The sequence below is a fragment of the Bradyrhizobium australiense genome, from assembly GCF_013114825.1.
GTDB lineage: Bacteria > Pseudomonadota > Alphaproteobacteria > Rhizobiales > Xanthobacteraceae > Bradyrhizobium > Bradyrhizobium australiense.
The window spans coordinates 128,690-152,610 of sequence record NZ_JAAVLX010000004.1; the positions used below are offsets into that span (position 1 = coordinate 128,690).

At 62.3% G+C, this 23,921-nt stretch carries 25 protein-coding genes and 1 pseudogene; 14 read left to right on the forward strand and 12 right to left on the reverse strand.

What is annotated here, in order from left to right; genetic code table 11:
- Positions 1-13 precede the first annotated feature (13 nt).
- From HCN58_RS12625 to HCN58_RS12650, 6 genes are all read left to right on the forward strand, one after another.
- Positions 14-1,228 carry an MFS transporter gene (locus tag HCN58_RS12625; RefSeq protein WP_171579712.1) on the forward strand — a complete coding sequence of 405 codons (1,215 nt, stop codon included), beginning with the start codon at positions 14-16 and terminating at the stop codon, positions 1,226-1,228.
- Positions 1,229-1,338: 110 nt separating this feature from the next.
- Positions 1,339-2,376, forward strand: a complete 1,038-nt coding sequence (locus HCN58_RS12630) for a PrsW family glutamic-type intramembrane protease (protein WP_171579713.1) — start codon at positions 1,339-1,341, stop codon at positions 2,374-2,376.
- Between the two features lie 112 nt (positions 2,377-2,488).
- Complete coding sequence (locus HCN58_RS12635) at positions 2,489-3,067, forward strand: HdeD family acid-resistance protein (RefSeq protein WP_235983591.1); 579 nt, start codon at positions 2,489-2,491, stop codon at positions 3,065-3,067.
- Positions 3,068-3,285: 218 nt separating this feature from the next.
- Positions 3,286-4,374 carry a 3-deoxy-7-phosphoheptulonate synthase gene (locus HCN58_RS12640; RefSeq protein WP_171579714.1) on the forward strand — a complete coding sequence of 363 codons (1,089 nt, stop codon included), beginning with the start codon at positions 3,286-3,288 and terminating at the stop codon, positions 4,372-4,374.
- A gap of 216 nt (positions 4,375-4,590) precedes the next feature.
- Entirely contained in the window at positions 4,591-4,842 is a 252-nt protein-coding gene (locus tag HCN58_RS12645) for a hypothetical protein (protein ID WP_171579715.1), read from the forward strand.
- 44 nt (positions 4,843-4,886) lie between these two features.
- Positions 4,887-5,219 (forward strand): hypothetical protein, encoded by a 333-nt coding sequence (locus HCN58_RS12650; RefSeq protein WP_171579716.1) that lies wholly within the window; start codon positions 4,887-4,889, stop codon positions 5,217-5,219.
- A 23-nt stretch (positions 5,220-5,242) separates the two neighbouring features.
- Here the strand turns inward: HCN58_RS12650 and HCN58_RS12655 are convergent.
- Positions 5,243-6,072: pseudogene (locus HCN58_RS12655) on the reverse strand (helix-turn-helix transcriptional regulator).
- A 97-nt stretch (positions 6,073-6,169) separates the two neighbouring features.
- Here HCN58_RS12655 and HCN58_RS12660 point away from each other — a divergent pair.
- Positions 6,170-7,072, forward strand: a complete 903-nt coding sequence (locus tag HCN58_RS12660) for an SDR family oxidoreductase (protein WP_171579717.1) — start codon at positions 6,170-6,172, stop codon at positions 7,070-7,072.
- A 124-nt stretch (positions 7,073-7,196) separates the two neighbouring features.
- Positions 7,197-8,414 carry an MFS transporter gene (locus HCN58_RS12665; RefSeq protein ID WP_311966806.1) on the forward strand — a complete coding sequence of 406 codons (1,218 nt, stop codon included), beginning with the start codon at positions 7,197-7,199 and terminating at the stop codon, positions 8,412-8,414.
- A 119-nt stretch (positions 8,415-8,533) separates the two neighbouring features.
- Here HCN58_RS12665 and HCN58_RS12670 read toward each other — a convergent pair whose 3' ends face one another.
- The 4 genes from HCN58_RS12670 to epmA are packed head-to-tail and all read right to left on the reverse strand — an operon-like array spanning position 8,534 to position 11,175.
- On the reverse strand, positions 8,534-8,788 hold the full coding sequence (locus HCN58_RS12670) for a hypothetical protein (protein WP_171579718.1): 255 nt from the start codon (positions 8,786-8,788) through the stop codon (positions 8,534-8,536).
- Positions 8,789-8,815: 27 nt separating this feature from the next.
- A complete protein-coding gene (locus HCN58_RS12675) occupies positions 8,816-9,028 on the reverse strand; it encodes a hypothetical protein (protein WP_171579719.1) in 213 nt (70 codons plus the stop codon).
- A gap of 6 nt (positions 9,029-9,034) precedes the next feature.
- Positions 9,035-10,126: a lysine-2,3-aminomutase-like protein gene (locus tag HCN58_RS12680; RefSeq protein ID WP_171579720.1), complete on the reverse strand. Its 1,092-nt coding sequence runs from the start codon at positions 10,124-10,126 to the stop codon at positions 9,035-9,037.
- On the reverse strand, positions 10,123-11,175 hold the full coding sequence (gene epmA, locus HCN58_RS12685) for an EF-P lysine aminoacylase EpmA (RefSeq protein WP_171580351.1): 1,053 nt from the start codon (positions 11,173-11,175) through the stop codon (positions 10,123-10,125). The genes HCN58_RS12680 and epmA overlap by 4 nt, the downstream gene beginning before the upstream one ends.
- Before the next feature lie 473 nt (positions 11,176-11,648).
- Between epmA and efp the strand changes: the two genes are divergently transcribed.
- Positions 11,649-12,215 carry an elongation factor P gene (gene efp / locus HCN58_RS12690; RefSeq protein ID WP_057845040.1) on the forward strand — a complete coding sequence of 189 codons (567 nt, stop codon included), beginning with the start codon at positions 11,649-11,651 and terminating at the stop codon, positions 12,213-12,215.
- A 42-nt stretch (positions 12,216-12,257) separates the two neighbouring features.
- Positions 12,258-13,874 carry a M23 family metallopeptidase gene (locus HCN58_RS12695; protein ID WP_171579721.1) on the forward strand — a complete coding sequence of 539 codons (1,617 nt, stop codon included), beginning with the start codon at positions 12,258-12,260 and terminating at the stop codon, positions 13,872-13,874.
- 111 nt (positions 13,875-13,985) lie between these two features.
- On the opposite strand, the gene HCN58_RS12700 is transcribed toward HCN58_RS12695, so the two are convergent.
- Complete coding sequence (locus HCN58_RS12700) at positions 13,986-15,029, reverse strand: methyltransferase (RefSeq protein WP_171579722.1); 1,044 nt, start codon at positions 15,027-15,029, stop codon at positions 13,986-13,988.
- A 136-nt stretch (positions 15,030-15,165) separates the two neighbouring features.
- On the opposite strand from HCN58_RS12700, the gene HCN58_RS12705 reads away from it, so the two are divergent.
- Positions 15,166-16,383 (forward strand): alpha/beta hydrolase, encoded by a 1,218-nt coding sequence (locus HCN58_RS12705; protein WP_235983592.1) that lies wholly within the window; start codon positions 15,166-15,168, stop codon positions 16,381-16,383.
- Positions 16,384-16,576: 193 nt separating this feature from the next.
- Here the strand turns inward: HCN58_RS12705 and HCN58_RS12710 are convergent, their stop codons facing one another.
- From HCN58_RS12710 to HCN58_RS12730, 5 genes are all read right to left on the reverse strand, one after another.
- Positions 16,577-17,890, reverse strand: a complete 1,314-nt coding sequence (locus tag HCN58_RS12710; RefSeq protein WP_171579723.1) for an adenylate/guanylate cyclase domain-containing protein — start codon at positions 17,888-17,890, stop codon at positions 16,577-16,579.
- Positions 17,891-18,436: 546 nt separating this feature from the next.
- The gene (locus HCN58_RS12720; protein ID WP_171579724.1) at positions 18,437-19,162 is read right to left on the reverse strand and encodes a cupin domain-containing protein; all 726 of its coding nucleotides are present in this window, start codon (positions 19,160-19,162) and stop codon (positions 18,437-18,439) included.
- Between the two features lie 106 nt (positions 19,163-19,268).
- Entirely contained in the window at positions 19,269-19,496 is a 228-nt protein-coding gene (locus tag HCN58_RS37065; RefSeq protein WP_311966821.1) for a VOC family protein, read from the reverse strand.
- Positions 19,450-19,635 (reverse strand): VOC family protein, encoded by a 186-nt coding sequence (locus tag HCN58_RS35740; protein ID WP_235983593.1) that lies wholly within the window; start codon positions 19,633-19,635, stop codon positions 19,450-19,452. Before HCN58_RS35740 ends, HCN58_RS37065 begins: the two co-directional genes overlap by 47 nt.
- Positions 19,636-19,724: 89 nt before the next feature.
- Positions 19,725-20,204: a carboxymuconolactone decarboxylase family protein gene (locus HCN58_RS12730; RefSeq protein ID WP_171579725.1), complete on the reverse strand. Its 480-nt coding sequence runs from the start codon at positions 20,202-20,204 to the stop codon at positions 19,725-19,727.
- Between the two features lie 191 nt (positions 20,205-20,395).
- Here HCN58_RS12730 and HCN58_RS12735 point away from each other — a divergent pair, with 191 nt between their 5' ends.
- On the forward strand, positions 20,396-20,845 hold the full coding sequence (locus HCN58_RS12735; protein WP_235983594.1) for a MarR family winged helix-turn-helix transcriptional regulator: 450 nt from the start codon (positions 20,396-20,398) through the stop codon (positions 20,843-20,845).
- 68 nt (positions 20,846-20,913) lie between these two features.
- Complete coding sequence (locus tag HCN58_RS12740) at positions 20,914-22,146, forward strand: lytic murein transglycosylase (protein WP_171579727.1); 1,233 nt, start codon at positions 20,914-20,916, stop codon at positions 22,144-22,146.
- A 55-nt stretch (positions 22,147-22,201) separates the two neighbouring features.
- On the opposite strand, the gene HCN58_RS12745 is transcribed toward HCN58_RS12740, so the two are convergent.
- Complete coding sequence (locus HCN58_RS12745) at positions 22,202-22,891, reverse strand: FMN-dependent NADH-azoreductase (RefSeq protein ID WP_171579728.1); 690 nt, start codon at positions 22,889-22,891, stop codon at positions 22,202-22,204.
- Between the two features lie 109 nt (positions 22,892-23,000).
- Here HCN58_RS12745 and HCN58_RS12750 point away from each other — a divergent pair, with 109 nt between their 5' ends.
- Entirely contained in the window at positions 23,001-23,897 is an 897-nt protein-coding gene (locus HCN58_RS12750; RefSeq protein ID WP_171580353.1) for a LysR substrate-binding domain-containing protein, read from the forward strand.
- The last annotated feature ends 24 nt before the right edge of the window (positions 23,898-23,921 follow it).

Consider the following 23,921-nt stretch of genomic DNA (forward strand, 5'->3'; position numbering starts at 1 on the left):
CATGAGATGCGACATGGTTGCTGAAACCAAGCCGGCCTATTCGATCAGGGATATTCCGGCCAGCGTATGGGTGCTGGGCTTCGTCTCGATGCTGATGGACATCTCGTCTGAGATGATCCACGCCCTGCTGCCGATCTATTTGGTCTCCGTGCTCGGTGCATCGATGGTGACGGTCGGCGTCATCGAAGGCATCGCCGAGGCAACCGCCTCCATCACAAAAATATTCTCCGGCGCGCTCTCGGACTGGCTCGGCAAACGCAAATGGTTGGCTGCCGCCGGCTACGGTCTCGCAGCCTTGACCAAGCCGGTGTTTCCGCTGGCGCCAACCGTCGGCTGGCTGGTGGCCGCGCGGTTCGTCGACCGGATCGGCAAGGGCATTCGCGGCGCCCCGCGTGATGCGCTGGTGGCAGATCTCTCGCCGGCCGATCTGCGCGGCGCAAGCTTCGGGCTGCGCCAATCGCTCGATACGGTCGGCGCATTCGTCGGCCCCCTGCTCGCTATCGCGCTGATGTGGTGGACATCGGACAGTTTCAAGGCGGTGTTCTGGTTTGCGGTAGTTCCCGCCTTCCTGGCGCTGGCGCTGATCGTTTTCGCCGTACGTGAGCCGGAGCGGCCAAAGGCGCTGCGCACCGTGCGCAATCCGATCAGCCTGGCCGAGATCAAAAACCTCGGAGTCGCCTATTGGTGGGTGGTGGCGGTCGCGAGCGTGTTCACGCTGGCGCGCTTCAGCGAGGCCTTCCTCATTCTGCGCGCCCAGAATGTCGGGGTGCCGATCGCGCTCGTGCCCGCCGTGCTGGTGGCCATGAATATCGTCTATGCCCTCGCGGCCTACCCCGCCGGCGTCATCTCGGATCGCATGAACCGCACGGCCGTGCTGGCAGGCGGCATTCTGTTGCTGGTCGCGGCTGATATCGTGTTGGCATTGCTGCCGTCGGTGGGCGGTGTTGCGCTGGGCGTCGTTCTCTGGGGCCTGCACATGGGACTGACGCAGGGGTTGCTGGCCGCGCTCGTTGCGGATACCGCACCGGCCGAGTTGCGCGGCACGGCTTACGGATTTTTCAACCTGCTCGGCGGCGTCGCGATGCTCGCGGCCAGCATCGTTGCCGGCGCGCTCTGGGATATCACGGGGCCGCAGGGGACGTTCCTGGCCGGCGCCGGCTTCGCGCTGGTCGCGCTGGCGGGATTGCTGATGGTATCGGGCAAGATCGGCGAACGGAGCGCTGCCTGACTCCCGCGCCGGATGTAGCCGGTTCCCTTGGTGACAAGGAGTCGCGTCTAACTTTCTTGCAAACGGTTGAGTTTGCGGCCATTTACGCTGGCATGAGGTAATCTCCCGCGATGCTGTTGCTTCAGGCTCTCCCTACATCGATCGGCGTTGCCGCGATCGCGCCGGCGTTGCTGGTGCTCTGGCTCGTCATTGCCGCGGACGAGCGTCCCGGCCCGCCTACGCGGGTATGGCTCGCTTTCGTCCTCGGAGCCGCCAGCATTTCGCTGTTGGGAATTGCGCGCGCTCCGTTTGCTGCGATTCTCGCGGTGCCAGGAAACCCTTGGATGACGCAGGGACTGCGTTCGATCTTCGGGGTCGCCGCGCCGGAAGAGATCGTGAAGGTCCTGGTGATCATTACGGTGTCGGTGCGGCGGCGGACATTTGCAGACCCGATGGATACCGTGGTCTACGGCGCGGCCGCCGGCCTCGGCTTCGCGGCGTACGAAAATCTCGCTTATCTCGTGCAGCACGCCGATATGTGGCGATCGCTGGCGGCCTTGCGCAGCGTGCTGACGGTGCCGTTTCACGGCGCGCTCGGCATCATTGCGGGCGGTTATATTGCAATCGCGCGCGCGGGTACGGCGCTGGGTGCACATCGCCATCATCGCGACTGGGCACGGATCTCAAGCTGGTGTCTGGCGCTGTTCGCGCCGGTTGCGTTGCATGCGGCATTCGATTTTCCGCTGCTGACATTGCAGAAACATCCCGATCTAGGGTCCACCACGAGAATGCTGCTGGGGGCAGCCAGCCTCCTGATCGGCTTCAGTTCGATCGGATTTGCCATACGGCTGGTGCGGCGCGTCGGCCGCCACCATGCGCCGCGCACCGAGATCGCGCGTGAGCGGTTGAGCCAATTGCGGCAGATGTGGGCCCTGTTGCTCGTAGGAAGTGGTGCTGGCTTCGCCGGCGCGGCTTTCGTGCTGACCTCGCTCCATCACTGGTTCGTCAATCCCGAGCGCAACGCGTCGCTGCTTCTCATTCCGCTCGGCATGACCTCCATTCTGGTAGGCTTGGCGTTGCTGCTGGCGACGTCGGCGGTCTATGTGTTCGGCCGCAACCGCATCAGAACTTCCTCGGAGGGATTTTCTTCCGCGCCCGAGCCGGGCTGAACGTCACTCTCCCGTCGTTGATCTCAAAAGGCTGCAAAACAAATTTCACCCGCAAGCGGCGCGCGGGCTATATTGGGCTCTCCTTCGGCGCGGCAGGCATCGGGAGTTTCCAATGACCCAAGATATTCCTCCGGACATCGGCAAACTGCAGTCCGAAATGAATGCCGCGGTGAAGGCGCACTGGAAGGCCTTCCTGTTCGAAGGCATCGTGCTCGCCCTGCTCGGCCTGGCAGCCATGATCGTGCCGCCGCTGGCCAGCCTCGCCGTCACGATCTTCCTCGGCTGGATGTTCCTGATCAGCGGCATCGCCGGGCTGTTCGTCACCTATTGGGCGCGGCAGATGCCGGGCTTCTGGTGGTCGCTGTTTTCGGCGGCGCTGGCCGTCCTCGCCGGCGCGATTTTGCTGGCGCGGCCGGTGCAGGGCATCCTCACACTCACCATCGTGGTCGGCGCTTATTTTCTGGCCGAGGGCGTCGTCACCATCATGTACGCGCTGGAGCACCGCCGCGAATTGTCGGAGCGCTGGTCCTGGCTGCTGATCTCGGGCGTGATGGACCTCCTGATCGCGTTCATCATCATCGCCGGCCTGCCGGGTTCGGCGGAATGGGCGATCGGCCTCCTGGTCGGAATCAACCTCGTGCTCGGCGGCGCCTCGCTGGTCGGCGTGGCGCTCGCCGCGCGCAAATCCTGACGCCGCCGATTATGGGATGACAAGGCCCGGCAGGTGCGCTATAGAGCCCGCCATGATCATGATCGCCGCCAGCAACTTTTGGTATTTTAGCTACGACAGCTCGCTGGCGGTGGGAGGATCGCGCTCAATCTGACGAATTGAAGCAAGAAGTCCGAACAGCCGCCAAACCTGGCGGCTTTTTTGTTGGCCGGCAGGTTTCCTAAACAGGAGCCACAGCCGTGTTGAGCACCACTGACGACCTTCGAATTAGCGAACTGAAAGAGCTGAGTACGCCGCAGGAGGTGATGGGCGAGATACCGCGCACCTTGACCGCGACACGCGTGGTGATGGCGGCACGCAATGCCATCCACGCCATCCTGCACGGCACCGACGACCGCCTGCTGGTCGTTGTCGGCCCCTGCTCGGTGCACGACCCCGTCGCCGCCGTGACGTACGCCGAGCGGCTCGCCGCTCTGCGCGAAAAACTCGCCGACCGCCTCGAAATCGTGATGCGTGTCTATTTCGAAAAGCCGCGCACCACGGTTGGATGGAAGGGGCTGATCAACGACCCCAATCTCGACGGCTCGTTCGACATCAACAGGGGCCTGAGGCTCGCCCGCAACGTGCTGTCGGCGGTGAACAATCTCGGCCTGCCGGCCGGGACCGAATTCCTCGACATGACGACGCCGCAATACATTGCCGACCTGATGGCATGGGCGGCGATCGGCGCGCGGACGACCGAGAGCCAGATCCATCGCGAGCTCGCTTCCGGTCTCTCCTGCCCGGTCGGCTTCAAGAACGGCACCGACGGCAATGTCCGCATCGCAGCGGATGCCGTGAAGTCGGCCTCGCATCCGCACCATTTCATGGCCGTCACCAAGGGCGGGCGCTCGGCGATTGCGGCAACCACCGGCAACGAGGACTGCCACGTCATCCTGCGCGGGGGCAACAAGCCGAACTACGACCGGGAAAGCGTCGATGCCGCTTGCGTCGAACTTGCCCGTGCCGGTGTGGCCGCGCGGATCATGATCGACACCAGCCACGCCAACAGCAACAAGAAACCGGAGAACCAGCCGCTGGTGGTCGCCGACATCGCACGCCAGATCTCGGATGGCGAGCAGCGCATCACCGGCGTTATGATCGAGAGTAACCTGGTCGCCGGCCGCCAGGACGTGGTCCCGGGCAAGCCGCTGATCTATGGGCAGAGCATCACCGATGGCTGCATCGACTGGGAGACGACAGTGTCGGCGCTGAACATGCTGGCTGATGCCGTGGCGACGCGCCGGAACGTGCAATCCTGCGGTTTCCGGGAGGAGCGCTCGGCCTAGCGCTCGGGTCCGAAGATGGCAGGCAGGGCGCCGGTCGGCGCGCCCTGCCCCAACTCTTTATTGAAGCTGCAATGCGATTCGACGCGTGCACACTCGTGCAACGCAGTCAAAGCTGCGCTTGGCAAAAAATCGACGGGCCTGTGGCGTACTTCACACGTACGAAATCGCACTTGGGAATATTGCTTTGCCGGGGCTTCTATTTCGAACGAGGTTTCGATGAAGCAATTTCCTGGCTACCAGCAATTTCCGAGCAAGCTGAGTGCGAACGACCTGCGTACCTACCGTCGGTGGACTGGTGGCTTATGCTTATCCTATTTGGCCGCGATCATCGTCGCGGTTGGCCTCATTCTTGCAAATGGCCCCGTGCGCGATCTCAGAGCATCGAATGAAGTTCAGATGGCACGCTTGAAAGGCTCACCAGCATCGATCGACGCTGCGGCAGCGGCCAAGCCTGTTACCAAGCCGTAGCGGCCTCGGACCAGCAACTCAAATGACATTTTTGGAATAGTGTGATGATTAAACCGATCATTCGATTGATCTTGATTGCAGTGCTGATTGCTCCGAATTTGGCAATTGCCGACGTTGCGCAAACTCCCGTTCAATTTTGCTGGGCAATGGGAAACTTCGACCATACGATCTACTTTGCCGAAATCGAGAATCGCGAGGATCGGCAGGCAAGCTTCGACACGCTGCTCGAGATTTCGGGCATCGATCATCACGCGGTGAAATGCACCACTTCAGACGCTGAAGCGCATCGTCTGGCGCGTGCGCGATTGATGAAGGATTGGTCGGAGTCCGAGTTTGAAATCGTGAACACCACGTTCCTGTCGGATCTCGATTACTGACACCTGCGGCTGACGATGCATGCTCATACTTGCTGCGATGCCAGCAGTGACCGGATCCGGTCGGCATCTGAACGCAGGACCGGATTGTAGACGATCATGCCGAGATCGGGTCGGCCATCGACGGCAAACGCAGAATATTCCAGCATGATGGCTCCCAGGATCGGATGCCGCAGGCGCTTGACGCCGCCGCCGTGAACGTGAACGTCATTGTCGCGCCATAGCGCTTCGAACTCGGGGCTAAGCCTGCAGAGCTCGTCCACGAGCTGGCCGACTTCGGAGACGGCGTCGGCGCGCGCTGCATCCACCCTGAACGCGCCGACCACGAAACGGGCGATGCTTTCCCAATCATATTGCGCGGCCCGGACGCGCGGGTCGCAGAATATCAGGCGAAGGATGTTGCGCTGGCCCGGAGGGAGCGCGCCATAGTCGGTCAGAACCGCAGCGGCGGCGCGATTCCAGGCGACGACTTCCCACGTGGCGGTCTTGATCAGGGCGGGACTGGTCTCGAACGCATCAAGCAGACGTTGCAAACGCGGCGTGACGCCCTCGGCGGCCTTGTAGCGGACCTCGGGCGGACGGCCGAGCCCGAAAAAAACAGATGTTCGCGCTCGATGTCGGTCAGCATCAGCGCACCGGCGATCCGGTTCAACACGTCCGCCGAGGGAGCGCCGCCCCGCCCCTGCTCCAGCCACGTGTACCAGGTCGGGCTGATATTGGCGCGGTGGGCGACCTCCTCCCGGCGCAGCCCCGGCGTCCGTCTGCGCCCCGCCGCAAAACCGAAGGCGGCCGGATCGAGCCGGGTGCGGCGATCCTTCAGGTAAGTCCCGAGCAAATTGTCGATCTCGACAGACATGCCGATCCTGTTGGTCGTTATACCATGATAACGTCACTACTTTAACAGGATGAAAGCTTAGCCGATACCGGTCTCCGAACAAACATTGGAGACTCGCATGCGCATATTCGTCACTGGCGCGACCGGCTTCGTCGGCTCGGCCATCGTCAGCGAACTGATCAATTCGGGCCATGAGGTGCTGGGCCTCGCCCGCTCCGGTACCGCAGCGGAGACGCTCGCGGCTGTCGGCGCCGAGGTGCATCGCGGCTCGCTGGAGGATCTGGAAAGCCTTCGCGACGGCGCACGCCAGGCGGACTCCGTCATCCATACGGCGTTCAACCATGACTTCACGAGATTCGCGGAGCATAGCGCGGAAGACAGACGTGCGGTCGAGGCGATGGGCGCCGTCCTCGAGGGATCCGCGCGGCCGATGCTCGTCACCTCGGGATTTGGGTCACTCGCGCCGGGCCGGATCGCGACCGAGGCCGATCGGCCCGATCCGAATTCCCCGCGCGCCTCCGAGGCGGCGGCCGCTGCCGTTGCGGCGCGCGGCGTGCGGGTATCAGCGGTGCGTCTTGCGCCGTCGACCCACGGCACCGGCGATCACGGCTTCGTCCCGCATCTGATCGGCCTCGCACGAGAGAAAGGCGTCGCGGCGTATGTCGGTGATGGACAAAACCGCTGGCCCGCGGTGCATCGGCTCGATGCCGCCCGCCTCTATCGGCTTGCGCTCGAACAGGGCGTCGAGAGCGGCCCCTATCACGCCGTCGCCGAGGAGGGCGTCGCGTTCAAGGCGATCGCCGAGGTGATCGGCCGCAGGCTCGGCGTGCCGGTCGTCTCCAAATCTCCTGAAGAGGCAACCGGGCATTTCGGCTGGTTCGTCAGGTTTGCGAGTATGGACGTCCCGAGCTCGAGCGTGCGGACGAGATCGGCGCTGGGATGGAAACCGGAGCAGCCGGGACTGCTCGCGGATTTCGATCAGGCCAGCTATTTCGGAGCCAATGCTGCCCCGGCGTCTTGAGCGCCCGACAACAAGCGTATATCCGCGAGCAGACTCCGGATGCCGCGGCGCCGGCATCGGCCTCGCGGACCCCGCCCAGTCTTACCCAGGTGATCCATTGAGTTCAGAACCTTTGACGAAACCCGTGGCTGCATCCAGCTCGTTCGCAGCCATGAAGTCTCGGCCCTATCGCGCGCAGTTCATTGCCTACGTGCTGGCAATGATGGCCGACAATATCGAGCATGTGATCAGCTATTGGGTGGTGTTCCAGAAATTCCATTCGCCGGCGCTCGCAGGTTTTGCGGTGCTGTCGCACTGGCTTCCCTTCCTGTTTTTTTCCGTCGCCGTGGGCGGACTGGCCGACCGGTTCGATCCGCGCCGCATCATTCAATGCGGGATGCTGCTCTTCATCGTGGCGTCAGCGGGATGGGGCGTTTTCTTCATTACCGACACGCTTGAGATGTGGCACGCGATGCTGCTTCTGGTCATCCACGGCTGCGCCGGCGTACTGTGGCAGACGCCGAACCAATTGCTGCTCTACGACATCGTCGGTCCTGCCGATCTGCCGAGCGCGGTGCGGATGAACGCGACGGCGCGCTATCTGGGCATTCTCGTCGGTCCGGCCGTGGGCGGCGTCATCATGCTCGCGCTCGGTTCATCCCATGGCATCATTCTCAACACGGTGTTCTATCTGCCGATGCTGCTCTGGCTGTTTTGGGCGCCGACCAGGAGCAAGGACGCAGCCCCCCGGCGCATCCCCGTCCGCGGGCTTGCCGATATCGTGCAGACCATCCGCGACATCGCGACGCGGCGCGTCCTGACTTCGATGACGCTGCTCGCCGCGCTGACCTCCTTCATGATCGGAAACGCATACCACGCCCAGATGCCGGGGTTCGCGGGCGACCTCGGGCACGGCGACCCTGGCGTCGCCTACAGCGTGCTGCTGGCCGCTGACGCCGCCGGCGCGCTGCTGGCGGGCATCGCGCTGGAAGCGTGGGGACGGCTCAAGGTAACGCCGCGCACAGCCATCGTCCTTGCCATTCTATGGAGTCTGTCCCTGCTCGCGTTCGCTTCCGCTGGGATTTACACGCTTGCGATCGTATTGCTGTTTGCCGCCGGGTTTTTCGAGCTGTCGTTCAACACGATGGCGCAGACTCTGGTCCAGATAAATGCCCCGACCGACATCCGCGGCCGGGTCGTCGGCCTGTTCAACATGGCCGGGCTCGGCATGCGGGCCTTCAGCGGCATCACCGTGGGCCTCCTCGGTGCAGCAATCGGCATTCACTGGTCGCTCGGCCTGTCGGCCGTCGCGCTGTTAGCTTTTCTATTGGTCCTGCATCGCCGCGCGGCGAAGCATGGCTGAGACGCCGGACCCGCACTGTCCCGCTGGTGGCCGTCGCCCTTCGAGACGCGCGCAAGAGCGCGCTTCTGCGGAACATGCGCAAGTGCGCATATTCCTGAGGTGACGGATCAAATTGAGTTCTAGCAGCCGCGGCAGATGCTCTTGATCTTGCGGTCGAGCGCTGCGTTTTCCTTGCTCAGCGGATCGTTCGGATCGCTCAGGTTCTTTTCGCTGGGCACTTCGCCGCGGCGGGGCTGACGGTGTCCGACCGGCGCCTCCGGAATCCCTCCGGCACTCGGGCTATTCTTTGGCGTTGTCGACGTCCCGCCCTGCGCGAACGCAGCAGGCATGCCGATCAGGACCATCAGCGCGACTGATAAGATTGTTTTTTGCATCCTGATTCTCCCGCCTTTTAGATTCATTTATCGTGTCCGTTCCGGCACGTCGATCGTTGCGCAATTGCGGCGTCCCTGGGCGGCGCAGTCCTGCGCCTTTCGTACATCGGCCATGGTGGCAAGCAACCAGATTCCGACGGCTACCAGCACCACGAAGAAGCCGAGCAGCACGGCGTTCTCGATTCCGCGATGGCCCTCATCTTCCGGCGGCTCCCGTTTCTCCTCGCCATCCTCCGCCATCGCAGGTCACGCCTCTGGCGGATAGAGGTGAACGTCGCCGCAATAGTCAACGATACGATACCGCGCGTCCGAGGATAGTTCATATCCCTGCGAATTTGCATGCGACAAATAATTCGGCCCAATCGGCGCCTTTCCATGACCACCGGGAATATCGAGCACATATTCCGGCTGGCACAGGCCGGAGACTCGGCCGCGCAAGTTGCGCATCAGTTCCCGTCCCTCTGCAATGGTGGTGCGCAGATGCGCGGTCCCTGGCGCAAGATCGCCGTGATGCAGGTAATAGGGCTTGATCCGATTTTCGACAAAGGCCCGCATCAGCGCTTGCAGCGTGGCGGCATCGTCGTTGACGCCGCGGAGCAGCACCGTCTGGCTCACCAGCGGAATGCCGGCGTCGGCCAGCCGCGCGCAGGCGGCGCGGGCCTCGCCCGAGAATTCGCGCGGATGATTAGCGTGAATGGCGATCCAGGTCGTTGCGCCCTCAACTTTCAACGCCCTGACCATGTCGCCATCGAGTCGCGCTGGCGCCGCCACCGGCACGCGGGTGTGGATGCGAACGATCCTGACGTGATCGATGGCGGCGAGGTCCGCCATGATCTCGGACAGCCGCCGCGGCGACAGCATCAGCGGGTCGCCGCCGGTCAGGATGACTTCCCAGATTTCGTTGTGCTCTCGGATATAATTCAACGCGTCGCAATAGGCGGCCTCTGATAGCGCCGTTGCCTTGCCCGGGCCGACCATCTCGCGGCGGAAGCAGAAGCGGCAATACACGGCGCAGACATGCACCAGCTTGAACAGCACGCGATCGGGATAGCGGTGGACGATGCCGGCAACAGGCGAATGCGCATCGTCGCCGATCGGATCGGGATTTTCACCCGGCGCGTTCACCAGTTCGAGCACGCTCGGGATGAATTGCCGCGCGATCGGATCGTCCGGATTTTCCGTGTCGATCAGGCTGGCAATGTCAGGCGTCACGGCAATGGCATACCGCGCGGCGACCCGGTCGAGGTCGGCGAGATCGGCCTTCTTCGCGAACCCGCGCTCGATGAGCTCGGCGGGCTGCCGCAGCGTTGCCAAAAATTTCGAATCAATCCTGTTCATGTCTCTCCTGCCGGTGGCGTCCACACCACCTGATCCACCCGCAGCGCGCCGCTTGCCAGCATCACCAGCCGGTCGAAACCGAGCGCGACGCCGCTCGATGGCGGCATCGCGGCTACCGCTGCGAGAAAATCCTCATCCAGCGGATAGCGCTCGCCGTAGCGCCGCTCCTTCTCGTCCATATCAGCGGCGAAACGGCGGCGCTGTTCGGCGGCATCGGTCAATTCACCAAAGCCGTTGGCGAGTTCGACGCCGCACGCATAGACCTCAAAACGTTCGGCCACGCGCGGATCGGCCGCCTTCGCGCGCGCCAGGGCGGCCTCCGGCGCCGGATATTCGAACAACACAGTCAAACGCTCCTGCCCCAGTTGAGGTTCGACATGCTCGACCAGCACCTTGCTGAAAATGTCCGACCAGGTGTCGTCATCCGTGATCCGCACCCGCGGTCTTGCCACCGCCGCAAGCGCCGCGCGATCACCTTCGCCATTGCTGATCGTGGCCAGGAGATCGATTCCCGCAAAGCGCCCGAACGCTGTCGCTACGGTCAACAGTTCCGGTTCGGCAAAGGGGTCGGCCGTTCTGCCCCGGAACGAAAATTGGCCGATTCCGGTCGCCTGCGCCGCATGGGCGATCACGACAACGGTGTCGGCCATAACAGCGTCATAGCTTGCACCAGCGCGGTACCATTCCAGCATTGTGAATTCGGGCAGATGCAGATCGCCGCGCTCGCGGTCGCGGAACACACGCGCGAATTCGAATATTTTGGCTTCACCGGCGGCAAGCAGTTTCTTGGCGGCGAACTCCGGCGACGTCCGCAAATAGCGCGTCGCGCGCGTGCCATCGTGGCCGATGATTTCAGTACGTGGGGCATGCAGATGCGTCTCATTGCCCGGCGAGACCTGCAGGATACCTGTTTCCACTTCGGTAAAACCCTGCTCGTCGAACCAGGTTCGGACTGCCCTCGTGATCGCGCTTCGCGCCATCAGGAACGGCTTTCGATCGGCGTGCCGCGTGGCCGACCACCATGGCGAGGGCTGGCCGTTGTCAACCATCACAGGCGGTTCCGAATACACCGAGCATCTCCGCGGAGCCAATCAAGGCGTTCAGGGAATCGGCAAATACCATTGATATTGTTCGACTTTCTTTCCGGCCGGCAAGACGAGCCAGAGGAAGCGGCAAGGTCCGGCCCTAGCTCAGTCATTTCATGTCGAAAGACGCTCTTCTTGTCCATTCGCCCGATCGACGTCGATGCAGCCCCGCTGGAGCTACGGGCGTCCGCGAACCGCTTAAGACATTGCTTTCAAAGCCAACAGCATCGATCGGCCACATCGTGAAATTAGTTGCTAGAGGCGCCAGATCACACGGCGAAATCCGGCTCCTTACGGCTTCAAGCAGCCCACCAGAACGGCCGTAAAACGCTGGCATCGACGGGCAAAATCAGTATGTTGCAGCCCGAAACCGCCTGATTGGCCCTGCGGACACCATGTCCGGAGGGGCTAGAGGCCAGAAATTCGGGAAAACCGCTTTGAAAGTCATCGCCAGTTCTATTCGCAAGGGCAACGTCATCGAGCAGGACGGCAAGCTCTATGTCGTGCTGTCAGCCGAAAACATCCATCCCGGCAAGGGAACTCCGGTCAGCCAGATCGAAATGCGCCGCATTGGCGACGGCGTGAAGGTGTCGGAGCGCTACAAGACGACTGACCAGGTCGAGAAGGCGACCGTCGAGGATCGCAATTTCAACTACCTCTACGAGGATGCCGACGGCTTTCACTTCATGAACGCCGAGACCTATGACCAGGTCCAGGTCTCGAAGGAGATCGTGGGCTCGTCCGCGCCCTACTTGCAGGAAAACATGACGGTGAAGCTCTCGATGCACGACCTGAATCCGGTCGCCATCCAGTTGCCGCAGCGCGCAACGCTGGAAGTTGTGGAGACCGAGCCGGTCACCAAGGGGCAGACCGCGTCTTCCTCCTACAAGCCTGCTATCCTCTCCAACGGCGTGCGTACCTCGGTGCCGCCGCATATCGGAACGGGAACACGGATCGTGGTGATGACCGAGGACGGCTCCTACGTCGAGCGCGCAAAGGATTAAGGCCGCGCCATAGGCTACGGGCATACGCCGGGGGGCGATGCATTGGGTACCAAGGCTGTCAGCTTGCTTTCGCGTGGGCTGGCAGCCTTTTGTTTGCTCCCCGCCGGGATTTCAGGCGTTTCCGCCAATGAGTTTAGAACGCCATCGGTTTCGGCCGCTCGCGTCGAATGGCGCGCCGTTCTGGATCAGCTTCGCAGCGAGATCAATTCCCGGCCGGCGATCGCGCCGCGCTTCACCTTCGCAGGCCAGCGGCGGGTGCCGGCATGGGATCCGCGCGCGACGCCCGCGCTGGTGCAGTTGAACGCGATCAATTCGGCGATGTTCGCCGGAATCGGCCGCAGTCCGGTGCCGGTGCTGTTGCCGTTCGATACCGCGGCCTATCTCGAAGCCGAGGCCAGCGGCACGCGCCATCCGCCGCTATCGCGCCATCAGGCCGATTTCCGCCCGGTCGATCTGTTCCATGCCGGACCCTCCGGCTACGACGCGGTGTTTTCGCTGGATCCCGGCGCCGGTGATGGCCTGCCGTCGCGAACCTTCGCCCGGCCTGTCGAGGTGCAGATCACGGGCTCGATCCTCGTCTACGATCTCGCCGATCCCCTCGGCGGCAAGGGCGAGCCGGTCAAGGCGCTGGCGGCGCAATTTCCGGACATGCGCCGCTTCATTCGCGAAGGCTATGTGCGCTACGCCTTCACCCGTTTCGGCGTTCCCTATGTGGTGTCGATCCAGTGCCTCGATTCGGCGCCGCGGGCGCGGCGGCTGGCCTGCCGCGAGGCTTACCCGATTGCAGAGCGCTTCCTGAACGCGCTGCGCATCGCCGGAGGCCAGCCGGCGCGGCCATCATTCGACATTTCCTTCGAGGTTGTCGAACGGCCGACGGCGGCCTCTCCAGATTTCACCTATCGCCCGAGCGGCGACATCATCGCCCGTAGCGGCGCGCGCAAGCGCGGCGGTCATGCCGACCTCGCGGTCTATTCGCAGATCCGCTTTCCGCTGGAGAAAGCCCCGGCCCTCGTCAGTTCGCAGCAGTACGGCACGCGCAAATCCGGCGAACGCCAAGGCGGCTATCAGGGCACCTCTCAAGACGGCTATCCGTGGCGGGACAATTTTTGCGAAGCCCGCAGTTTCCAGGTCTGGCAATGCTCGGCCGGCTTCGGTCACCAGGGGCAGGACATCCGCCCCGCGCCCTGCCCGCCGAACAGCGGCGCCGACAACGCCTGCCAGCCGAGGAAACAGGCCGTCGTCGCCGTCCGCGACGGCGTCGTCATCCGTTCCTTAAAGCAACAGGCGGCAACGCTGCAGATCAACACCAGCAAGGAGCACATCCGCTTCCGCTACATGCACATGAATCCGTCAGCCATGGATACGGACAGCATCCTCAACGGGCGCCGGGTCGCCGAGGGCGAGAAAATCGGCGTGGTCTCCAACTATCTCGATTTCCCCAACGGCACGTCGTACCACCTCCACTTCGACGTACAGGTGTTCACGCGCGACGGCTGGATCTGGGTCAACCCCTACACCACGCTCATCGCGTCCTACGAACGGCTGATCCGCAGCCGCGGCCGCGAGATCGGCACCGATCCGCCCACTGCCGCCGCCGTAGCGCACGCGCTGCCGGAGGATGCGCTGCGTCACAGTGCGCGGGAAGGCAGCGAAAATTAGGGCGTGCACTCATAATGAGGCAGATGTCGGCCTTTGGGGACTAAGCAGACACCTTCTGTCCGATCAGAGCATCGCCGGTTTTGACCCGGAGCAGCCGTTCCGCATTACGCCTTACTTGATACCGATGACCATCGAATCCGGACCCACCAGCGGTTCGACGCGGGTTTCGACAAAGCCCGCTTCCTTAAACCAGGCCATGCAATCTGCGCCGGTGAAATCGAATCCCTCGCGCGTCTCGATCAGCATGTTCAGGCTCATCAACAGGCCGAACACGTTCCGTCGGCGCTCGTCGTCGATGACGCTGTCATAGATGATCAACGCCCCACCAAAGGGCAGCGCCTCGTAGGCCTTGCGGATCAGCATCCGCTTCTTGTCCAGGCCCCAGTCATGCAGGATGCGGCCCATGATTAGCACGTCGGCGGCCGGCAGCGGGTCGGCAAAGAAGTCGCCTGCGCGGAACGAAAGCCGCTCCGCTAGTCCATATTGAGCCACATAGGCCTCGAAGTGCGCTCGCACCACCGGCAGGTCGAAGCCGATTCCGCCAAGATGCGGGTGCGCGCGTGAAAGCGTGACAGGAAGTGCGCCCTGCGCGGTACCGATGTCGGCAAAGCTCTTGTAGTCAGCCCAGGGAAATCTCCCGGCAATCGCGTTCGCGGCACCAAGGCTTAGGCCGCTCATCGCCTTGAGAAACTCGCTTAGAATCGCTGGGTCACGATAGATCTCGTCGAACAGGTCGCGGCCTTCCTTGGTCTCGTTTTGAGGGGCGCCGCTACGCAAGCCTTCGGTCAGCGCGCCCCAGAACGGATAGAGCCGGGCGTTCGCCATTTCCAGGATGCCACCGACATAGGTCGGCTTGCGCCGGTCGAGGAATACCGCGGCGGCAGCTGTGTTTGCGTACAGATTTTCCTTGCGTTCGAGCTGACCCAGCGCGACCAGCGCATCGAGGAAGTCGCGCACGCTGCGCGGATGCAACGACAATCGGGCGGTCACCGCTTCCACGGTTAGCGGTCCATCGGCGAGGAGTGTGAACAGCCCAAGCTCGACCGCGCTCAGAAGCGTCTTCGATCCCCAAAACGCAAAGCCGAGCTGCAGGATGGCGTCAGGTGTTACGGTGTCATTCGGCGTGCGGGCGTTCGACTGAATCGGCTGGTTCATGACGCATCTCCAGGTGACGGAATGGGCGCAAGCCTAGTCGTGATCTGCAAGTGCGGCATGTACGCCGCATTGATTTTCTATGTACTTTCCATTGATATATCGCCAAAGTTGGAGGGATTGAGCAATCGGCGGCAGCATGCGCCTCCATTTCGAACAATGTGTGTTGGATATCGAACGCCGCGAGCTCCACCGCGGTAGCGAAGCCGTCGCCGTGCAGCCACAGGTATTCGATCTTCTTGTCTACCTGATCGAGAACCGCGATCGCGTGGTGAGTAAGGACGACCTACTCAACGCCGTCTGGAATGGCCGGATCGTTTCCGAATCCACTTTGATCAGTCGGATCAATGCGGCACGCCGCGCCATTGGCGATGACGGCGATCAACAACGGCTGATTCGCACCGTGTTGCGGAAAGGCGTACGGTTTGTTGGGGACGTCGAGCCAGAGGAACGGTCCGCCGATACGACGCCGTCATTTCGGCAGCATGACTTCCTGGCGGACGCCAATCTCAATCAGCAGGTTCGCTATTGCAGAGCGCGGGACGGCGTCCGCCTTGCCTACGCAACGGTCGGTTCGGGACCGCCAATCCTGCAATCGGCGCATTGGATGAGCCATCTCGAGTACGACTGGGAACTGCCGATTAACCGCCATCGACTTCTCGATCTCGCAAAAGACTACTCGCTGGTTCGTTATGACGCGCGTGGCAATGGGCTATCGGACTGGGATGCCAGCGAGATGTCCTTCGACGCATGGGTCAGCGATATGGAGACCGTCGTCGATGCCGCTCGTCTTGATCGCTTTCCGGTGCTCGGAATTTCGCAAAGCGTCTCCGTCTCGATCGCCTATGCGGCAAGAAATCCGGATCGGGTTTCATGTTTGATCCTTTATGGCGGATACGCCGTCGGCCTCAACAAGAGACCCAACAACACGGCTGCGGATCGCGAACGTCTGGCGGCGACGAGAACTCTGATGAAATTGGGCTGGGGCTCGGATGATCCAACGTTCCGTCAGATGTTTACGTCCCAGATGATGCCGACCGCAACGCGCGAGCAGGCTGATGCATTCAATGAACTGCAGCGGTTGAGTGCTTCTTCAGATTGCGCCGTGCGCTATCTGGATAGCGTAGCCGAGTTTGACGTCCGGCGTCTGCTGCCTTTGGTCAAGGCCCCGACTTTGGTAATGCATGTCCGCGGCGACGTCCGCGTTCCAATTGCCTTGGGACGCGAAATCGCCGCTGGAATCCCGAATTCGCGCTTCGTCGCTTTGCCGGGCAGAAACCACTTCCTGCTTGAACAGGACGCCGGAACGCCTAGGTTTTCCAGCGAACTCAAGAATTTCGTAAAGCAGCACGTATGACCATAGCGTGACTGGCTCCCTTGCGCCTGACGTAGATGCCCGCGCGAGCGACGTCCGCTGTTGGGCCCTCAGCCGAACTTCCTATGAGCCGCCGCAAGGCCGCTCTCGGAGGAGAACCGGACCCGACGAGCTGAGCGGTCGGATCGTCGCTTGCTGACCCACAGCGGAATTGGCAAGTGTTGGTTAGGTTTCATCAAGGCTCGGCTTTGAATATGCGCCATTCGCCGGGAACACCCTTGAGCGATTTAACACCTCGGTCGCTGAAACGTAACCCGGAGCCAGCGACAAGATCCTTGACGGTGGTCGAAACCAAGACTTCGCTTGAATCAGCAAGCGCAGCAACTCGCGCGCCGATGTGAACGGCGATACCGCCTACATCATCGCCAATCATTTCGCATTCGCCCGTATGTAGGCCGGCACGAATCTCGATCCCGAGTGGCTTCATTTCTTCGGTTAATGCGTGTGCGCAGCGTACCGCACGAGCGGGACCATCGAAGGTGGCAAGAAAGCCGTCGCCAGTCGTTTTGACCTCGTGGCCTCGAAATCGTGCGAGGTTTCGTCTGACCGTAGCATGATGTTTGTCGAGCAAATCGCGCCATCGTTGATCGCCGATCTCAGCAGCTTTCTCGGTTGAGCCGACGATGTCGGTGAAGAGCACTGTTGCAAGCACGCGATCGATTGCAACGGGTGCCTGCGAACCCGTCAAGAACTCCTCGATTGCACTGGAGATCTGACCGGCGTTCTCACCCACATAGAAAAAGTGGTCTTCGCCGGGAATCTCAACGAAGCGAGCGCCAGGAATTCGGGCCGCGACTTCGCGTCCGCCCTCCACGTTGACCACCTTATCTCCGGTCCGGTGAATCACCAGCGTCGGCACGCGCACGGCCGGAAGAATGCCGCTGATTTCGATCTGGCTGTTCATGCGCATCAAGGCGACTACGGCGGCGGGGCTGGCTCCCAGCCGCTCGGTTCGTGCCCACCAGTTTCGAAAAGCCGCATCATTCGCACGCGACGGCGCGAATTTCTGCAAGCTGCTGCCCGTGCCCCATGCCTGACTTACGTAGCTGAAGAAAGCTTCCAGGGCCTCCTCGGTGGGAAACCAATAGGAAAACCGCGAAAAGCTGCCGTAGAGTACCAGAGCGCGGCACCGTTCGGGGTAGGTTGCAGCGAACATGACGGATAGCGGTGCGCCTTCCGAAATCCCGAGGAGCGCCGCGTTTTCCATCCCGGCGGCATCCATGACGGCCCGAAGATCGTCCATGCGCTGGTCGAGGCCGGGAAGCTCAGTTGCCCGATCCGACATGCCCGTCCCGCGCTTATCAAAGATCGCAACGCGGGCGTAGCTTGCCAGGTGAGTTAGGAAGCGGGCGAAGTCGGGCTCGTCCCAATAATTCTCCAGGTTCGATACGAACCCGGGAACCATGACGACATTGATCGGACCTTCGCCGAACGCCTGGTACGCGATGTGGATGTCGCCGCTTTTGGCGTATTGCGTCACGGGCTGCATGGTAGTCCGCGGATTGCGATTACGTTGCGACAAGAGTTCCAGCAGAACCTTAGCAAAAAACGTCGGGAGACAAGCTTTTTTCTTTGCTCGGAGCGGGCATCGGTCAAGAACGGGCAATTTCGAGAATCATGTCACGACGGCGGAGCCTCCTCATCCGCAATTTGACAGCATCTCCTGGAGTTTGGTCTCGACCGAGTGCGGCGAAATCCCAAGTTCACCGAATCCGGGCATCTTCAATTAGCCGATCGACTCCGGTACGGTGCGCTTGAGCCGCTGCCCGTTGGACAGAATCGACGTAAACGGAATGAAAAGTCTCCTGTCCGTGCTCAAGGCTAACCGCATTTACAACGCCGTAGACGCCGGCAAGCGCATGCGGCGGCCGAGAAAGCCGGTTCCGCCGAACACGGTGACGGTGCGACCGTTCGTTGTCATCCTTTGAATTTTCTCGGTCCTCAGAGAGACCGTAGCATAGCCCCAGCCGAAGCTGATGTAGGGTGATGGCCTTTCTGTCTCAGAAAGCCCCCAACTTCCTGAACAAAGTCGCTATTAATTCTTTGCTGGTGCGCCCGGAAGTACGGCTGCGACACCTTCCGGATTGATGTTGAAGGCCAGGAATATCAAGGGCTCGTTGCCTGGGTTTCCCCATTGGTGCACGAGGGCATATGGTTCGTAGATCAAGGAACCAGGTCCCTTGGCCTCTGTCTTACCGTCGACCGTGTTGGCCCCGGTGCCCGAGATGATGAAGTATAGAGCCGCGCCTGACCGATGGTGCGGCGGGTTGGAGGGCATCGCTGCCGGAAATGTGACCCGCGTGAGATTGAGATCATAACCACCTGGCTTCAGATCGGGGATTGGATTCGCTGAGCGATATAATTCTGTCACGGCCGCAGGTGCCGCTTCGGCAGGCCGATCCAGCTCTGCGGCGGGAGCGAGCAAGAAGTGGAGGAAAGTAGATGGCCCATTGGCGCCTGCCCTAAGCACCGCGATCTTTCCGCGGGCGACAAACAGCCCCTCACCGGCGTTGAGCCTTTTGGCTCCACCATCGAGTGCGACCTGGGTCGTACCTGACATCTGGTAGAGGATGCCGTCGGCCGCCGAGATGGCGCTCATCGCGTCGGGTTGAAGAGTGACGCTCAGCGCTTTGAAATAGAGCGGCACGTCCGTTACGCTCGCCAGTTTGGTTGCCGCGACGACTGTTCGGATAATTGCCGTTGGAGCGGGCGTGGTTTGTGCTGTCCCGGAGGCGGGAAGCGCCACCGCGCCGAGCAGCAACAGTCCGATTGTTCTGAACTGCATGATTGCTTCCCAGGGTCAGCGGACAATCGGAGTACCATACGCCCTCCCGGCGCCTCAGGGAATGGCCGGCCGCTTCGAACCGCTATTGGACTCTAGCCGGAAGCAAAGGCCGCGCGAAACTCAATTCATGACCATCCGGATCAGTGAGATGAAAGAAGCGTTCGCCCCATTCGGCATCGCCGGGCGCGGTCGAAGGCTTGAGGCCCGTCGTCAGGGCTTTTGCATAGAATTCATCGACATCGCTTACATAGAAGATTCCGCCCTCACCAGGACCAGCGCCGCTCGGCAGGTTGGGCGATGAGGTTGAGATAGCTCATCCCGGCTCGAAAGCTTGTGAATGACGACTCCTCGCCGCCATGCAGGACCTCGAACCCTAGCGCGCGGTAGAACCGGACAGTTCGTCGCATTTCGAGGGTGCCCAGTGTGACCACGCTGATCCCCTCGATCATGGATGTCTGCTTTCGCGCTGCTGTTGAGGGTATGGCGGACATCGAAGCGCCCTCCGCGCCGTCCTGTTTTATGAGTTCGCACCCTCGTCCTACGAAGCGGCCGCGCCGACCGCCTGCTTCCGCGCCGGCGGCGTCCAGCGAAACGCGGCGCCGAACCTGTTCCAGGCATTGATGGACGCCACAGCCGAAGTGAGATAGGCGAGCTCCTTCTCGGAGAATTCCGCACTCGCCTGCGCATAGACCTCGTCGCTGACGCCGTCTGCGAGCAAGGTCAGCGCTTCCGTCCATGCCAGCGCCGCACGCTCGCGCGCGGAAAACTGCGGCGCCTCGCGCCAGACCACCACCAGATTGAGCTTGTCGGTGGGCACGCCGAGCTTCTCGCCCTCCAGGATATGATACTGCACGCAGAACGCGCAGCCGTTGATCTGGGATGCGCGCAGCTTGATCAGCTCGAGCAACTGCTTGTCCATGCCCGCCTTACCCGCGATCCGGCCGAGCGCCAGCACGGCCTCGTAGGCGTCCGGCGTCAGCGACATGAAATCTCTGTACTCTTTGCGGGCGTGTGACATCTTTCGTGCCTCATGTTATCAGTGTTCTGATTTATTATAAGAGCACTGATATGTCGCGCAAGACACCAGACAGCACGGCAGCGCGATTGCGAAAGGCGTCGACGAACAATCTACAGGCAAGGCAAAAGCCGGCCGCCGGAAAAACTCGCGGACGGTCGCGGCAAAAATCTGCGGATAATCCCGCGCCATTGATGCTGCGGCCGCCGCCTCCCGGCGAGGGCAAGCGCGGTGAACGGGGCTACCTCGCCTATCTCTTGCGCCAGGCCCAGGCCGCGACGCGGCTGGCGATGGAGCGGTCGCTGGCCGAACTCGGTGTCACCTCGCCGCAATTCGTCGTCCTGACTATGCTGCGGGCCTATCCCGGCCTATCCGGCGCGGAGCTTGCGCGGGTAGCGATGCTGACGCCACAGACCACAGGCGTCATCATACGCAATCTGGAACGCGAGGGCGCCATCAGGAAGACCCCGCACCCGATCCATGGCCGGGTGCTGCAGTGGACAGTGACGCGGCGCGGCGCGGCCCTGCTCGACAAATGCCGTCGGCACGCACAAGTGATCGAGCGGCGGCTGGCGGCCGGGCTCTCCGCCGGCGCCGAGCGCCTGATCCGCCGCTGGCTGGCCAGAATCGCCGCGGATTTGTGAAGGAAACGCCGGTTCCCGCGGCGTCATGGCTTTTGGCTCAGGTCCGCCGCGCCGCTAGACTGTAGGGCATGAAACAGCCTGATTCCCGGAAAGCCCCAACCCGCCGCGCCGTGCTGCAAGGCGGCCTCAGTGCCGGCGCTCTGCTCGCGACGAGACTTCCCACGTTGGCGGCGCCGCCCGGCTTCGACCAATGGCGCGACAATTTCCGCGGGCGCGCACTGGCAAAAGGCATTTCGGACGCGACCTGGACGCGGGTGATGGGCCGCATCGAGCCCGACATGACCGTGTTCCGGCAGATGCAGAAGCAGCCGGAATTCCACGAGCAGATCTGGCAATACATCAACCGCCGCGTCTCGGACTGGCGCATCATCAACGGTCGCGAAGCCTTGAAGAAGCATGAGGCGCTGTTCGCGCGGATCGAGCAGGATTTTGGCGTTGAGCGCGGCACGCTGCTGGCGCTGTGGGGCGTCGAGTCCGCCTATGGCGATCCGCTGGTGCAGCAGAACCATATGCGCCCGATCTTTCCGGCGCTAGCTGCGCTTGCCTGGAACGAGCCGCGCCGCCGGGCCTATTGGGAAACCGAACTGATCAACGCGCTCAAGATCGTCGATCGCGGCTGGGGCACGCCGGAGGAAATGCGGGGATCCTGGGCCGGCGCGATGGGGCACACGCAGTGGATGCCGGAAGTCTGGCTCAATGTCGGCATGGACTACGACAAGGACGGCCGCGTCTCGCCGTTCGGCAAGCCCGACGATGCGCTCGGCTCCAGCGCGCGCTTTCTGCTCAACCGCGGCAAGTATCACCGCGGCGAGCATTGGGGCTATGAGGTCCGCAGCTCAGGAGGATCTGCGAGCGGCAGCCGGACCTATGCGGCATGGGCCAGCGCCGGCGTCACGCGCGCCGACGGCAAACCATTCCCGCAGCCAGGCGCATCGGCGCAGATGTGGGTGCCGGTCGCCGGCGGACCGGCGTTCCTGTTGGGCCCCAACTTCTATTCGGTGAAGAGCTATAACCCGTCGATGAACTACGCGCTCGCGATCTGCCATCTCGGCGACCGCATCCTGGGCGCGCCGCCCTTCATCCAGCCCTTCCCCGGCTCGGAGCGCGCGCTGACGCTCGCCGAAGTGCAGGAGTTGCAGATACGGCTGACGAAAGCCGGCTTCGATACGGGCGGCACCGACGGCCGCGTCGGCAACGACACCATGAAGGCGGTGAAGGATTATCAGACCAAGATGGGGCTACTGCCCGCCGACGGCTACGGCGGACTGAAGGTGCTGGCGCGGTTGAGGCAGGGCGGATAGCGACGCAGCCTCAACCTTGCGCGGTTCGGCCGCGTCCTCTCCATCGAATCTGCAGTCAAGCTGCCTCCAGCGGTTCGGCTTCCTTCGCTAACCGATCCACAAGATCATCCACTGCGCGTTCGGCGGCAGCGATCGACGCCTTCAAGCGTTCATCCCCGAACTCGTCATATTCAATGGCGATGCTGTGGAAGTCGGTGACGCCGAGGAAGCCAAACACGTCGCGCACCGACCCTTCGACATGGTTGATGTGCGAGATCCGGCCGCCCGGATCGTAGCCGTAATCACCCCGCGAACTGAGCATGATGAGACGTTTACCGTTGCCAGCCAGTAGCTGCGAATAAGGATCGTCTGGCCGGGCACGGTCAAAGCCGAAAGTGCGACCGACCCGCACGACATTGTCGACATACGCCTTGAACTGCGCCGGCATTCCAAAGTTGTACATCGGCACGCCAGCCACGATCAAATCTGCAGCGATGAGTTCATCGACCAATGCGTCGCTTTCCGCCAGCACATCATTCATCCACGGCTCGCGCAGCTCAGGTTTGGTGAAGGCCGCACCGATCCATTTTTCGGTGACGGGGTGCGGTGGTGATTGGCCGACGTCCCGATCGCTCACAAGGTCATTCGGCCGGTATTGCAGCCAACGCTGCACGAAGCGTTGGGTGAGGCGGCGCGTGTGCGACCCGCGAGGGACCCGGTCCGATCGGTCAGGTCGCGCACTGGCGTCGATCCGTAGCAAGTTCATGGCATATCTCCTTTCACCTTTGTTCGATTAGATGGAGCGGGCCAACTGCATTGACAAACACAAATTGCTCATCACATGGATGAACTACGTTCATCTATTAGGCTCGCCGATGAGACGTCTTCCACCGCTGTCCGGACTGCGGGCGTTCGAAGCCGCCGCGCGGCATCTGAGTTTCAAACGTGCGGCCCAGGAGCTGCACGTGACGCCGACCGCCATCAGCCATCAGGTGCGGCAGTTGGAAGAGGTGATCGGCGTGACGCTGTTCGAGCGGCGGACGCGTCAGGTCCTGCTGACCGCGGAAGGGCAAGTCTTGCTGCCGGTTCTGCGCGACGGATTCGACTCCTTCGCACGTGTCATCGAAGGATTGAGCCGCAGGCAGCGCCGTGCGACGGTGACACTTTCGGCCACTCCCGCGTTCACCGCCAAGTGGCTGGTGCCGCGCATCGCGGGCTTTCACAACGCAAGACCTGACATCGATCTCACGCTGCTGGCGACCCTGGAGGTCGTGGACCTTAATTCGGGTGTCGCGGACCTCGCGTTGCGCTATGGCCCTGGCCCGTATCCCGGTCTGAGCGCCGAACCGTTGGCCATCGATCGTTTTGCGCCAGTGGCAAGTCCGCGTCTTGGTCTGAAGAAGCCGGCCGATCTGCACTCTGCGACCTTGCTGCATTTTGACTGGCGCCGCAGCGATAGCGGCAATCCGACCTGGCGGCGCTGGCTGAAGATCGCCGGCATGGACGGTATCGATTCACGGGCCGGGCTCCGCTTCAGCGATGAGACCCATGCGATCCAGGCCGCCGTCGCCGGCACCGGGGTCGCGTTGCACAGTCTGCTGCTGGTGTCGGCGGAACTGGCGACTAAAACGCTGGTCGTGCCATTCGGCCCGGAAATCGAAGGCTTCACCCTGCATCTTGTGCGCGGCTCCCGGAGACCTCTGACTGAACCGATCGAAGCAACGCAAGCCTGGTTGCGCGCGCAATTCGCCCAAAGCTCATCTCCCCGCTGATGAACTCGCGTGGCGCAGTCAATC

Excerpts from the sequence above, each read along its gene's own strand:
- HCN58_RS12630 (WP_171579713.1), top strand. The coding sequence starts at position 1,339 with ATGCTGTTGCTTCAGGCTCTCCCTACATCGATCGGCGTTGCCGCGATC.
- HCN58_RS12730 (WP_171579725.1), bottom strand. The coding sequence starts at position 20,204 with ATGTCACACGCCCGCAAAGAGTACAGAGATTTCATGTCGCTGACGCCG.
- HCN58_RS12750 (WP_171580353.1), top strand. The coding sequence starts at position 23,001 with ATGAGACGTCTTCCACCGCTGTCCGGACTGCGGGCGTTCGAAGCCGCC.
- HCN58_RS12735 (WP_235983594.1), top strand. The coding sequence starts at position 20,396 with ATGCTGCGGCCGCCGCCTCCCGGCGAGGGCAAGCGCGGTGAACGGGGC.
- HCN58_RS12705 (WP_235983592.1), top strand. The coding sequence starts at position 15,166 with ATGCGCCTCCATTTCGAACAATGTGTGTTGGATATCGAACGCCGCGAG.
- HCN58_RS12740 (WP_171579727.1), top strand. The coding sequence starts at position 20,914 with ATGAAACAGCCTGATTCCCGGAAAGCCCCAACCCGCCGCGCCGTGCTG.
- epmA (WP_171580351.1), bottom strand. The coding sequence starts at position 11,175 with ATGGTTGACAACGGCCAGCCCTCGCCATGGTGGTCGGCCACGCGGCAC.
- HCN58_RS12675 (WP_171579719.1), bottom strand. The coding sequence starts at position 9,028 with ATGGCGGAGGATGGCGAGGAGAAACGGGAGCCGCCGGAAGATGAGGGC.
- HCN58_RS12710 (WP_171579723.1), bottom strand. The coding sequence starts at position 17,890 with ATGCAGCCCGTGACGCAATACGCCAAAAGCGGCGACATCCACATCGCG.
- HCN58_RS12700 (WP_171579722.1), bottom strand. The coding sequence starts at position 15,029 with ATGAACCAGCCGATTCAGTCGAACGCCCGCACGCCGAATGACACCGTA.
- HCN58_RS12670 (WP_171579718.1), bottom strand. The coding sequence starts at position 8,788 with ATGCAAAAAACAATCTTATCAGTCGCGCTGATGGTCCTGATCGGCATG.
- HCN58_RS12660 (WP_171579717.1), top strand. The coding sequence starts at position 6,170 with ATGCGCATATTCGTCACTGGCGCGACCGGCTTCGTCGGCTCGGCCATC.
- HCN58_RS12680 (WP_171579720.1), bottom strand. The coding sequence starts at position 10,126 with ATGAACAGGATTGATTCGAAATTTTTGGCAACGCTGCGGCAGCCCGCC.
- HCN58_RS35740 (WP_235983593.1), bottom strand. The coding sequence starts at position 19,635 with ATGATCGAGGGGATCAGCGTGGTCACACTGGGCACCCTCGAAATGCGA.
- HCN58_RS12645 (WP_171579715.1), top strand. The coding sequence starts at position 4,591 with ATGAAGCAATTTCCTGGCTACCAGCAATTTCCGAGCAAGCTGAGTGCG.
- HCN58_RS12745 (WP_171579728.1), bottom strand. The coding sequence starts at position 22,891 with ATGAACTTGCTACGGATCGACGCCAGTGCGCGACCTGACCGATCGGAC.
- HCN58_RS12625 (WP_171579712.1), top strand. The coding sequence starts at position 14 with ATGGTTGCTGAAACCAAGCCGGCCTATTCGATCAGGGATATTCCGGCC.
- HCN58_RS12650 (WP_171579716.1), top strand. The coding sequence starts at position 4,887 with ATGATTAAACCGATCATTCGATTGATCTTGATTGCAGTGCTGATTGCT.
- HCN58_RS12635 (WP_235983591.1), top strand. The coding sequence starts at position 2,489 with ATGACCCAAGATATTCCTCCGGACATCGGCAAACTGCAGTCCGAAATG.